This window comes from uncultured Rossellomorea sp. (genome assembly GCF_947488365.1).
Lineage (GTDB): Bacteria > Bacillota > Bacilli > Bacillales > Bacillaceae_B > Rossellomorea.
This window is the reverse complement of the sequence record NZ_CANKZT010000006.1, coordinates 168,299-180,187: the sequence shown is the minus strand read 5'-3', so window position 1 is coordinate 180,187 and position 11,889 is coordinate 168,299. Positions and strand designations below refer to the sequence as shown.

Here is an 11,889-nt window from a genome sequence, read left to right as displayed (position 1 = left end):
TCAACGAAGACTGCCTTCTCATTTATGGAGCAAAGGGGAAGAATATAAAGGCCACGATAAATAATAACACTGGCACTAAAAATACAGCGAATGCATCAATAACCACTAAAAATGCCATCCAAACCCAGCGGATACCGTCTTTTCTTTTTAGAAACTGCTGAATCATCCGGGTGTTCACGAGGATGAAGAAGATCGTCAAACCCAAAATAAAAAATGGCATCACCCATTTCCCCATGGTTTCGGCGTATCCTAGGTTATACCACTCTTGTTTCCCCAGTGAATAGAAGCCAGTTTGGACTTTAATGATGATTTCACCAATAATAAATAGAATGGCTGCCCCCACCACTAATCCACCTGCATATAGCTTAAATTTTTTAGTCGTACCGATTAGCAGCAACAGTGTTAAACAAGCAAATAGTATCGTGAAAATCTCCACCAGGCTTCCCCCTTGTAGTTCACTCTATCTTGAAAACCAAAGATCATTCTTCATTTTCTTTTAACTCTTCTAAAAGTCTTTCAATGTCCTCCATTGAAAAACCTTTTCTATATAGCGTTTGTTTCATTTTTTGGACATACTCATATCCATCATATTTAGAACTAAGTTTTCTATGAGCCTTTAGCCCTTGGTGATAGACGGCATCCCATTTTTCATCGTCATCACGATCAGATTCCACTGTCTCCCAGACAATTTTCATGACAGAACCAGGATAACCTTTTCGCATCAGGTTTTGTTCAATTTTTTGCCTGGCGATCATTTTGGAATCTTTCCGGTACTTTTGAAGAAGTTTTTCGGTTAGTCCGACCGCCTTGTCTACCTGCTTCTCTTCGGTAAATACAGCAAGGGCCTCTTCGATATAAGGGTCATCCACCCCTTTTCTTCTTAATTCCCCGCGGATCCATGTCGGACCCTTATCAGAGGTATTCATGTGGGTCCCGACAAAAGCGTGGGCGAATTCTAAATCATTGATGTATTTAATATCATTTAATTTATGAATCACTTCCTGTATGACGCCATCTTCAGGATCACCTTCTTGTAAATGGTCCCTAATTTCTTTTTCCGTACGCATTCGATAGGCTAAATACTGAATGGCTTTATTGAATGCTTTTTTCACATCGTCTTCGTACTGTAGCTCGGAGATTTCAAGCTCATCGACTTCCAATCCTTTTCTGAGCTGGAACTTCGCCAATACTGCTTCATCGACACTGAAAGAATATTTTCCATCTATAAATAAATTGTAACGCTCATCGTTCTTTACTTGCTTCGTTATTTTCGTAATCTTACCCATTTTTTCCACCTCATAGTAATCCTAACACATTCAGCATATGTTTTTTATTCTGTAGATAGGTAAAATAATATGTATATTGGAGGGATGATGATGAAGATCGCTATAACAGGTGGTACGGGTTTTGTCGGTCAGGCTTTGACGGATGAACTTCTCGAACACCATCACGAAGTAATGATACTTACCCGGAACCCGGATAAATACGACAATCGTTCAGGTGTTACCTACGTAAAATGGCTGTCCGACGGTGCGAAACCTGAAGATGCGCTCGAAGGAATCCAAGCCTTCATTAACCTTGCAGGGGAATCCATCAACAGCGGCCGCTGGACGGATGAGCGTAAAAAACGAATCATCAATAGCCGAATCAACTCGACTCAAGAGGTAATGAACATTATTAAGGCACTGAAAGAGAAACCCGCGTGTCTTATTAACGCAAGTGCAATCGGCTACTATCCTTCTTCAAAAACGAATACGTATACGGAAGCGTCAACGGAAACGGCAGACAACTTTTTAGGAGAAACCGTTCAAATATGGGAAAAAGAAGCGAGCAAGGCGAATCAGTTGGATATCCGGGTTGCATATGCTCGTTTCGGAATTATACTGGGAGAGGAGGAAGGCGCCCTCCCTCGTATCGCTCTTCCTTATAAAATGTTTGTGGGAGGAACGGTTGGGTCCGGTGACCAATGGATGTCGTGGGTCCATATTAAAGACATTGCAAGAGCGGTGCATTTCATTGTTAAAACACAATCCATCTCTGGACCGGTGAATGTGACAGCACCCTCTCCCGTTACCATGAAAGAATTCGGGAAAACACTCGGGGCCGTGCTTGGCAGGCCACACTGGATTCCTGTCCCTTCCCTTGCTTTAAAAGTAGCAATGGGTGAAATGAGCGCCTTAGTGCTAGAAGGCCAAAAAGTACTTCCGAGTGTCCTTTCAGAAAACGGTTTTCAATTTGAATACCCTGAATTAAAAAGTGCCTTGATTGACATTTATCATTAAAACACAGGTATGCCCCCTTCTTTTCAAGGCAAAAATAGAAGTAATCTTGAAAAGAAGGGATGTACATACGAATGGATAATAAGAAAAAGAAAGACAAAAACAAATCGGTTCTATCCAGTGCCCAGGAAGTAACGTATTCACGAGAATTCAAAGCAGCTGATCGTGCAGGCGGCTTCAGCTCCAAAGCCCATAGATAGACAATTATTACCTAACTAAAAACCCTTACTTTGAAGAAGAATAAAGGTACAGACTCCTTAGTCTGTACCTTTATTTTTTTAACCAACTGAAAAGGGGATGTTCATATTGGGCAGATCACGCGGAAATAGTAAACGAGGAAACAAAAACAGCTTGCCACAAACACCCGCTCAGCTCAAATCTGACGGTGTTGACGAAGAGTTCTCACGTGAACTTGCCGACCAGGCTGATATGGAAGCACAAGCTCGCGCCAATGCTGCCAACCAGCGTGCACGAGTGAAGAAAAACCAATAGTGCACTCCCTGTAGGTAAAAAAAGATAGGTTCTGAGGAATTCATTAAGAAACCACCCATGAGAAACCATCATGGGTGGTTTTAATTAAACGTACTATCATACCACGATCGGCTTTTTATGCTGTTTAGGAAGAACCATATGTTTCAGGTATGGTAACACCCATCGGTCAGCTCCCCAACAGAAAGCCCCTCTGCCGGCAAATAGAAGTATGATGGCAACTGTGTAGAGAACTGGATTCGTGCTCACTGTACCCGCCAATAAGAAATTTAAGTTCATGAATGCTCCTGCGACTAGTGCAGGTATTGTCATGAATCCGACAATCAAACCAGCTCCCACCAGCACTTCTCCCCAAGGAATCAAGATGTTGAATAAATCTACATTGGGAATAGCGAACCCTTTTAGAAATTCTGCGTACCACCCTTGAACGGCTGGATGATCTCCCGTCGCCTTAGCCAATGCTCCTTGCAAGAAGCCGGTTGCATCAAAACCATCATTCACTTTGTGCCAACCCGCTTCCAGCCACTGAACGCCCAACCAAATTCTAATCACTGTCCAAACCATGCTCACCTTTTGATTTTCCCACCATCTCATGATGGATCATCTCCTTTTGGATGTATATTGTGAAATATTTCACAAGTGTGATTAAAAAAACAGTTGATCAAAGTTTGTGATGGTTTCGATTTGATAGTTGTTTTGTTTGTGAAATTTTTCACATTCCCTTTACACTTATAATATACCTCTTCTCCCTCCTTATTGCAATAGGCTTTTAAGCAGTTCACAAAGGTGTCAAAATACCATAAAAATCGAATGAAAAAAATGTAATATTTTGATTATAAGTTAGAGAAACTTTCTTCTTTTTTATCCGTATTACATAATAGATAGAGATAGTCCAGTTACGGGGGATGAAACGATGAAGTCAGAGAAGAAGTTTTGGAGAATGTGGAAGGTACTATCACTGGCTCTTTCCATCGTAGTAAGAGTCTATTGGTACCGTCTTCGCGGTAAGTCCCAATCGGAGAAAGATAAGCTTTGGGAAAAGATAGGAAAAGAGTTTAAAGAGACCTTATTTGAATTAAATGGTGTTTTGATCAAGGTTGGACAGCTCCTCAGTATACGTGAGGATTTACTGCCGAGAGGATTTATTAATCAAATACAGGATCTGGTCGATCACGTTCCTCCTTCACCATGGGAGGAGATTGAAAGGGTTCTGGAACGTGAATGGGACAGCTCAGTGACTACTAAGGTTCAGGCCATCGACCAGGAAGCTGTTGCATCAGCTTCTATAGGAGAAGTATATAAGGCGACGCTGTCAGATGGTAAGCAAGCAGCTATCAAGGTGCAGCGCCCTGAGATTCCTTCCCTGGTGAAGACGGATTTCCGCTCCCTTGCCATCATTATTTGGTTTGCCAGACATTTCGCACCTGTTCCAAAAGGGTTCATTGATTTCAAAATGCTTTATCAGGAATTGAAGCTGGTCATCGAGCAAGAGCTCGACTTTTCAAAGGAAATGAACACGGCCATTTCATTTAAGCAGCGGTTCAAGGACCATCCTAACGTGAAGATTCCTGCTATGTACCCTGAACTTTGTACAGATAAAGTATTGGTGATGGAGTGGGTGGATGGCGTTCGATTGAATGACCGAAAAGCATTTGAGTCGTATGGATTGGACGGTCAGAAGTTAGCTCAGGAATTGTTTCGCCTCTTCATTCCCCAATGGCTCGAGCCAGGAATCTTCCATGCCGACCCACATGCAGGGAATATACTGCTTCAACCGGATGGTACCTTCGTTCTCCTTGATTACGGAATGATCGGGGAAATTTCGAAGAGAGATTCCACTCACTTTCAAGATCTTCTGGAAGGAATCCTACTAAAAAATTTCCGGAAAGCAGCAGAAGCGCTGGCTCAATTAGGGTTCTTGCTTCCTGATGCAAGTCCGAAAACGATAGAACCCGTACTAAAGGAGTTTGTCACACTCGATATGGAGCAGTTCAAACAGATGGATCTGCTAACCGTGAAGAAAGAAATAAATGATATGGTGAAATCATTACCTGTACAAGTGCCTACCCGGTTTATCTTTTTAGGTCGGTCTTTTGCAACCATAGAAGGACTTGTCCATACATTGAGTCCCGATGAGGAAACCCTCGATGTCGTCAAACCCGCCTTCATGGATTGGATAAAGGATAGTAACACAAACAAGTGGGAGCTTCTCATGAAATGGATAAGTGCTCAGCCCTTGTTTCAAACGGTGCAAAAAGTCCGTCAGCTCCTGGACGTACCGGAAAAAGCACTCGAGCAAAAGGATCATCATCAGCAAAATGAGTTTCAATTTGTGGTATTTGAAAACCAGAAGAAGCAGGCTTTCATCCTTCTACTCTTCAGTGGTGTTGGCGCCTTCACAGGAATGGGATTCGACGTGGATTTCATTTGGCAAGGTAGTTTCGTCGTATCTGGATTAAGTTTAGTTGGTTATTTGTTTATCAGCTTCCGACAAAAACGTTGGCTGAAGAGACTTAGGAATGGACAGCTGAATTAATAAAAAAAGGTAACCTTGAATTTAGGTTACCTTTTTTATGGTAAAATATAGAAAGGAGGGATACCATGACAAATCCTAAAAAACCGTTTAATGATGTAACTGACCATTTGTCAAAAATCGAAGGAGCCTCCATGAGTAAACCCGAAATGGGGAGTCTGCCATTGGGAATCCGGATCATCGGATACGTGATCATTGGATTCACAGCCCTTACATCTTTATTTGTCATTGTTTTCGGCTTTCTTGATTGAAGCCTGGTTAAGATTTTGACATAGAGATGCCACAATGGAATCGGCCGGTACCGTTAGCCTGAACCAATAGAAATTAACTTTTTAGCTATGCAATTTTGAGGTGAGGAGTAATTTATGCGTCATTTTGAAATTATTGGAATTGATCACCCTTATCATTAAATGTCCCACTCCGGTTCGGGCTCATACCGATACTCCTCTAACCTGATCCGATTCTTCCCTATGAAATGAACCCCTTCAGCTTCCAAACATAGCCTTTGGGTCATCGCTTGCTCTTCATCCCCGAATCCAATTTCCCCCTTGCTATTCAAAACCCGGTGCCAGGGAAGTTTATACTTTTCACTCATGGAATGAAGAATCCGTACGATCTGCCTGGCAGCTCTTGGACTGCCTGCAAATGAAGCTATTTGACCGTACGTCATCACTTTTCCAGAAGGGATGCTCTGTATGATTTTTACAACTCGTTCAGTAAAAGGTTTCATGTTAATTTACTTCCTGCATCAGGATGCTCCCCTACCCTTAACTGCTGTCTCGCAAAGTCGCGGTATAAAGCATGGGAAGTAAACAATTCCTCATGTGTCCCCACTCCGGTCACCTTTCCTTTTTCTAAAAAGACAATTTGATCGGCATCCACGATGGTGGATAAGCGATGGGCAATCACGAGGGTGGTTCGTCCCTTCATTAAGTTCTTTAGGGCTTCCTGAACGACAATTTCTGATTGACTATCCAGGCTTGAAGTGGCTTCATCCAGCATGAGGATATCAGGATCCCTCAATAGGGCTCTTGCGATGGCAAGTCGTTGTCGCTGTCCTCCTGAAAGCTTGATTCCTCTTTCTCCTACTTCTGTTTGATAACCGTTAGGGAGTTCCTTAATAAATTCATGGGCATAGGCCATTTTTGAAGCGGCAATCATCTTTTCCTCTGATATATCCCCATCGAGCCCGTAAGAGATATTGTCCCCTATTGTGCCTGAATAGACCGGACTATCCTGGGAGACGTAGCCAAGAAGTTCCCGCCATGATTTTAGCGAGTATGAGCTGATTGTATCTTCCCCCAAGAGAATGGCTCCTTGCTGGGGCTTATAGAACTGCTCTATCAATGAAAAAAGTGTCGTTTTCCCACTTCCACTCGGACCTACGATGGCCGTAACTTTCCCTTTTTCAGCCCTTATCGTCACATCCTTTAACACCTTCTCCCCCTCTTCATACCCAAACGTCACGCCATTAAGAACCAGGGCACGATCTGTTTGAGGAACGGACCTTCCATCCTCAAGGTTTTCTTCCTCTAAATTGAGAATCGATAACACTTTCTCTGTTGCTCCCACAGTTTTCTGGAATTGAGTTACAAACACGATGATCTGGGTGATCGGCATGATAATCTGAAAGAGGTAGATAAAGAAAGCAACAAGCTCCCCGGCCGTCATGGCCCCAGAAGTCACTCGAATACCACCGAACCCAATGATTAGGACAAGAACGATGATAATTAAAGAAGAAACGACCGGCGACATTAACGCTTGTATGATCCCTTCTTTTAATCCGAGGACATAAAGCTTCTTGATTCCTGTTTGACCTTTTTGAAATTCAATCCCCTCCGCATTGGATGACTTCACGAGACGGATTTCCGAAAGGACTCTCGTTAAGATAGCCGAGAAACTTGCAGTCTCGGTTTGCAATCCCCTTGAGATATCAGCCATCTTTTTGCCTATCGGGATAAGAAATAATAATGATAGTGGAATGATTGAAAACATCACCAAGGTAAGAGGCCAATCTAAATAAAACAGCACGATGATGGCACCTATTACAGAAATGATCCCTGTAATAAAGCCTGTCAGATGCTCGGTGATCAAGTTTTTGATCACTCCCGTATCACTGGTCATACGGCTGACCGAGTCACCCGTTTCATGCGAATCATAATAAGGAACGGGTAGAACCAGTAATTTTCTCCAAAGCTTCTCTCTCAAGGAAGCGATCACGTGCTGCCCGACCCTCGCCAATATGTAAACAGACACACCTCCCGCAATCGCTTGAACAAAAAAGGCAGCGATCATGCCTATGATGACCCCTTTGCTTAACGAATCTAAACTGAAGTCATCGATCAACTTACTTGTTAATAAAGGTATAGCAAGTCCCGCAATCGTTGTAAGTAGGCTCAAGAATAAAGAAATGCCAAACAGGGTTTTCGGTGGATCGGTTTCCTTTATTAAAGTAATAAGCTGCTTCCACTTACCCTTTTCATATGTAGACTCCATTGTTCTCTCCCTCTCAAATAGATACTCTTTTCTATTGTAATATGAAGTACAGTACTTAGGAAATAATACCTTCACTAAGTCGGCTCCCTAGAAGATTTGCTCCAATTATATTACACTGGAGATGAATGAATTAAAGGACGTGATAGGTATGATGGATATTAAATTAATTGCCCTGGATATGGATGGAACACTCGTAAATCACGAAGGAGAGGTATCTCCTGAAAACGCACAAGCCATTCAGCGTGCGAAGGAGAAAGGGATTCATGTGGTATTAAGTACTGGCCGCTCCCTTTTCACATGCCGGGATATTTCAGATGAGCTTGGCCGTTCATCTTATCTGGTGACTGTAAATGGCGGGGAAATTTACGATCATGAATACAATCTAGTAGACAGTATCCCACTTGATCTTGATCTTGTGAAACAGCTTTGGAAATTAAAAGAAGAGCATGATGTATACTTCTGGTCTTCCACTTCCCAAGGACTATTCAATACGAATAAGCCTTTTGATCAGGAAATCGATACCTATAACTGGCTGAAGTTTGGATTCGATATTCAGGATGATGACGTCCGCAAAGTCATGATGGACGAGCTGGTGAAAAATGAAGCACTGGAAATCACCAATTCTTCGCCGACGAATATTGAAATCAATCCTGCAGGGGTCAATAAGGCCGCAGCTTTGGTCAAGGTCTGCAAATGGCTGGACCTTTCCATGGATCAAGTCATGGCGGTCGGGGACAGTATGAATGATATAGCCATGATTCGTGAAGCCGGATTCGGAGTGGCGATGGGGAACGCACAGGAAGCCGTGAAGGAAGCCGCTGACTGGGTCACTGGCCTCCATACAGATCATGGTGTTGCCCAGGCGATTGATAGAGTACTGGCAGAAAAGGAATAAAACAACCCTATTAAAGTGCCTGATTCAATGAGAATCAGGCACTTTATCTATTCAGAAGGTCTATTCCACCTCCGATAAGTCCATACTGAGTAACAAAAACAAGGATTGTACTCAATATGTATCTAATTCTGGTAGTGGTTGTTTATCTTATTTTCGCCAAGCTTTTTGTTGATTGGAAACGCTGGAGGGAGTATTATCCAACGGTTCAATATTATATTATTTGCAATCTCTCCTATAACGTGCTCTTTTATAACCATACACTTTGGGAATATAAAGCTGTGACGGTCGATTGGCTTAATCATACGTTTATTGATCTCGTTTTCACTTTTTTTATCATTCCTGTCGTCATCATGATCTTTCTTCGTTATTTTCCATATAGAAAAAAGAAATGGCTGTATCTTGCCTGCTGGATTGCTTACTTCACGTTATTGGAATACCTTTTTCATAAAAAAGGACTGTTCCTTTATGAAAATGGCTGGAATTTAGGATGGTCTGCACTTTTTAATGTCATCATGTTTACAATCTTAGGATTGCACCATAAAAGACCGTTACTTGCCATCATTATTTCCGTACCTATAATCGCGATTTTATTACTCGTTTTCCATCCGTCTTTACAAGATCTAAAGTGAGGGTGTTTTTATGACTTCCTTTTCGACCCCTGTATTTATTGTCTTAGTTTTAGGAGTTTATTTAGCTATGGCAGTATATATCACTTTTTTGAAGAGGAAAGAATAGAAAAAGAAGCACCCAAAAGGATGCTTCTTTTCTTATTTGACGATGATCTCATCGTTTTCAAGTGAAATGACTACGTTGGTTATGCCATCTTCATCAAGAAGTAAGTCAGCGATTTTATCTTCCACTCTTTCCTGGATCACACGACGTAATGGGCGTGCACCGAATTCAGGATGATATCCCAGTTCAACGAGTTTACTCTTCGCATCTTCGTCGATGGTGACAGTAATCCCCTGCTCTTTTAGTTCAACCTTCAACTCGTCAAGCATAAGGTCAAGAATTTGAAGAAGCTCTCCTTTGTCAAGAGATTCAAATTCAATGATGCTGTCAAAACGGTTCAGGAACTCCGGCTTAAAGTAGGCACCGAGTGATTGCAGAATATTCGTTTCTTTAATCGCATCTGTGCCGCCTGTGTTAAAACCGACCACTGCTTCCTTCTTGTCCGTCACACCTGCGTTACTTGTCATGATGATCACAGTCTCTTTAAAGCTGACCGTTCTACCTTGACTGTCGGTGAGACGTCCATCTTCAAGAATTTGCAGGAACATATGCTGAACATCCGGATGTGCTTTCTCAATTTCATCCAGGAGAATGATTGAATAAGGGTTCCTTCTTACCTTTTCAGTCAATTGACCTGACTCCTCATGACCTACATAGCCTGGAGGTGAACCGATCAGTTTAGATACTGAGTGTTTCTCCATAAACTCACTCATATCTAATCGAAGCATGGAATCTTTAGAGCCGAATAACTCTTCTGCCAGTGTTTTCGTTAATTCTGTTTTACCTACACCTGTTGGTCCTACAAAGAGGAAAGTACCAATTGGACGATGCTTCGCCTTCAATCCTGCACGGCTGCGGCGGATCGCTTTCGCTACTTTTCTCACTGCTTCTTCCTGTCCGATTACTTTACCCGCCAGGTTTTCTTCCAGTGCTTTCATTCGTTTTCGATCATCACTTTGCAGCTTCCCAACAGGAATACCCGTTTTCGATTCAACGATCGTCTGAATCAGTTCTCTTTCTACAAATGCTTTAGAGTCTGACCCACCTTCACTAATTTGTCTTTCTAATTCTGCTTCTTGATCGCGAAGGATGGCAGCTTGTTCATAGTTCTCTTCTTTTGTTGCCAGATCCTTCTTCTCTCTTACATCGTTCAATTTTTTTAGGATGGCAGTCTTGTCTTTACCCTCTGACTGCAGATTGACTTTAGAACCTGCTTCATCCATTAAATCAATGGCCTTATCCGGTAAGAATCGATCCTGAATATATCGATGGGATAGTTTCACACAAGCCTCAATGGCCTCGTCTGTAAACTTGACTCCATGATAGTTTTCATATTTATCTTTTAATCCTCTAAGGATCTCAATAGCTTCTTCAGTTGTCGGCTCATTGACCAAGACCGGCTGGAAACGACGCTCGAGTGCTGCGTCTTTTTCAATTTGGCGGTACTCCTTCAATGTCGTAGCCCCGATTACTTGCAGTTCACCCCGGGCTAAAGCAGGTTTTAGAATGTTTCCTGCGTCCATGGAGCCTTCTGCGGAACCCGCCCCAACTAATTGATGAATCTCATCAATAAATAACATCACGTTCTTTCTATTCTGAAGTTCGCTGATGATGGCTTTTAAACGTTCTTCAAAAGAACCGCGAACCCCTGTACCGGCAGTTAGTGAAGCAACATCCATTACATACACTTCTTTATTTAATAACTTGGATGGTACATCACCTTCTACAATTTTAAGGGCCAACCCTTCAGCGATAGCTGTTTTACCCACGCCGGGCTCACCGATGAGTACAGGGTTATTCTTATTACGGCGATTTAAAATTTCAATGACGCGATCCACTTCTTTGTCCCTTCCGATAACCGGGTCAATCAAACCAGCTTTGGCTGCTCCTGTCACATTGCGTCCAAACTGATCGAGAACGCCATTTCCTCCATTTCCGCCTTGGGTTTGAGGAGATGATTGCTGATTGTGGAAGCCATGATTTTGGTTTCCACCCATGCTCATCCCTTTGAACAACTCATCAAACGGAAATCCTCCATGTATTCCAGAAGGCGTTTGCTGCTTTTGAAAGCAAGTTGAACACATCTTCATACTGGACTTATGACCATTCACTTGCTTATACACTTCAACTGTTGCTTGATTGTGTTGACATACTTGGCATTTCATTAAACATTACCTCCTGCAGTAGTGTTTTATATAAATAGTTTTGTAGATTGTATTATGGATAAGGTCAGTGTGTTTAGTATTCGTTTAAGCTGAGTTCGACTTTGACTTTCTTTGACCTTACAAACATAGTATACTTTGACCTTTTTTGACTTTCAAGATTTTTGCTTATGGGAATTTTTTCATTTTCAGTGGCTGATTGGCCTGTTGATTGCAGAGTATAGTAGGTGCAACGAAGTGAATCAAGTGATTGACTTGGACGATGCAAAAGTGGGAATTGACTTACACTGGCTTGGTTTTTCA

Annotated in this window: 13 protein-coding genes; 7 read left to right on the top strand and 6 right to left on the bottom strand. The window is 42.2% G+C overall.

Annotation, left to right across the window (positions count from 1 at the left end):
- Window positions 1–22: 22 nt before the first annotated feature.
- The gene (locus tag Q1B03_RS18650) at window positions 23–436 is read right to left on the bottom strand and encodes a hypothetical protein (protein WP_299745041.1); all 414 of its coding nucleotides are present in this window, start codon (window positions 434–436) and stop codon (window positions 23–25) included.
- A 43-nt stretch (window positions 437–479) separates the two neighbouring features.
- Window positions 480–1,286, bottom strand: coding sequence for a recombination regulator RecX (recX, locus tag Q1B03_RS18645; protein ID WP_299745039.1), 807 nt, complete (start codon window positions 1,284–1,286; stop codon window positions 480–482).
- A gap of 90 nt (window positions 1,287–1,376) precedes the next feature.
- Here recX and Q1B03_RS18640 point away from each other — a divergent pair, with 90 nt between their 5' ends.
- The 3 genes from Q1B03_RS18640 to Q1B03_RS18630 all read left to right on the top strand — a co-directional run bounded on the left by Q1B03_RS18640 (window position 1,377) and on the right by Q1B03_RS18630 (window position 2,771).
- Entirely contained in the window at window positions 1,377–2,282 is a 906-nt protein-coding gene (locus Q1B03_RS18640) for a TIGR01777 family oxidoreductase (protein ID WP_299745036.1), read from the top strand.
- A 71-nt stretch (window positions 2,283–2,353) separates the two neighbouring features.
- Window positions 2,354–2,479, top strand: a complete 126-nt coding sequence (locus Q1B03_RS18635; RefSeq protein ID WP_079531092.1) for a YfhE family protein — start codon at window positions 2,354–2,356, stop codon at window positions 2,477–2,479.
- Between the two features lie 106 nt (window positions 2,480–2,585).
- Window positions 2,586–2,771: a YfhD family protein gene (locus Q1B03_RS18630; RefSeq protein WP_044339722.1), complete on the top strand. Its 186-nt coding sequence runs from the start codon at window positions 2,586–2,588 to the stop codon at window positions 2,769–2,771.
- Window positions 2,772–2,867: 96 nt separating this feature from the next.
- On the opposite strand, the gene Q1B03_RS18625 is transcribed toward Q1B03_RS18630, so the two are convergent.
- Complete coding sequence (locus Q1B03_RS18625) at window positions 2,868–3,362, bottom strand: DoxX family protein (protein WP_299745014.1); 495 nt, start codon at window positions 3,360–3,362, stop codon at window positions 2,868–2,870.
- Between the two features lie 319 nt (window positions 3,363–3,681).
- Between Q1B03_RS18625 and Q1B03_RS18620 the strand changes: the two genes are divergently transcribed.
- Both Q1B03_RS18620 and Q1B03_RS18615 read left to right on the top strand, forming a co-directional pair.
- Entirely contained in the window at window positions 3,682–5,304 is a 1,623-nt protein-coding gene (locus Q1B03_RS18620) for an AarF/ABC1/UbiB kinase family protein (RefSeq protein ID WP_299745012.1), read from the top strand.
- Window positions 5,305–5,369: 65 nt separating this feature from the next.
- Window positions 5,370–5,552, top strand: a complete 183-nt coding sequence (locus Q1B03_RS18615; RefSeq protein ID WP_299745009.1) for a hypothetical protein — start codon at window positions 5,370–5,372, stop codon at window positions 5,550–5,552.
- A 155-nt stretch (window positions 5,553–5,707) separates the two neighbouring features.
- Here the strand turns inward: Q1B03_RS18615 and Q1B03_RS18610 are convergent, their stop codons facing one another.
- Window positions 5,708–6,031 carry an MGMT family protein gene (locus Q1B03_RS18610; protein WP_299745006.1) on the bottom strand — a complete coding sequence of 108 codons (324 nt, stop codon included), beginning with the start codon at window positions 6,029–6,031 and terminating at the stop codon, window positions 5,708–5,710.
- The gene (locus Q1B03_RS18605) at window positions 6,028–7,797 is read right to left on the bottom strand and encodes an ABC transporter ATP-binding protein (RefSeq protein ID WP_299745003.1); all 1,770 of its coding nucleotides are present in this window, start codon (window positions 7,795–7,797) and stop codon (window positions 6,028–6,030) included. The genes Q1B03_RS18610 and Q1B03_RS18605 overlap by 4 nt, the downstream gene beginning before the upstream one ends.
- A gap of 121 nt (window positions 7,798–7,918) precedes the next feature.
- On the opposite strand from Q1B03_RS18605, the gene Q1B03_RS18600 reads away from it, so the two are divergent.
- Both Q1B03_RS18600 and Q1B03_RS18595 read left to right on the top strand, forming a co-directional pair.
- On the top strand, window positions 7,919–8,692 hold the full coding sequence (locus Q1B03_RS18600) for a Cof-type HAD-IIB family hydrolase (protein ID WP_299745001.1): 774 nt from the start codon (window positions 7,919–7,921) through the stop codon (window positions 8,690–8,692).
- A gap of 116 nt (window positions 8,693–8,808) precedes the next feature.
- The gene (locus Q1B03_RS18595; protein WP_299744998.1) at window positions 8,809–9,321 is read left to right on the top strand and encodes a CBO0543 family protein; all 513 of its coding nucleotides are present in this window, start codon (window positions 8,809–8,811) and stop codon (window positions 9,319–9,321) included.
- 138 nt (window positions 9,322–9,459) lie between these two features.
- Here the strand turns inward: Q1B03_RS18595 and Q1B03_RS18590 are convergent, their stop codons facing one another.
- Window positions 9,460–11,589 (bottom strand): ATP-dependent Clp protease ATP-binding subunit, encoded by a 2,130-nt coding sequence (locus tag Q1B03_RS18590; RefSeq protein WP_299744995.1) that lies wholly within the window; start codon window positions 11,587–11,589, stop codon window positions 9,460–9,462.
- Window positions 11,590–11,889: the final 300 nt, after the last annotated feature.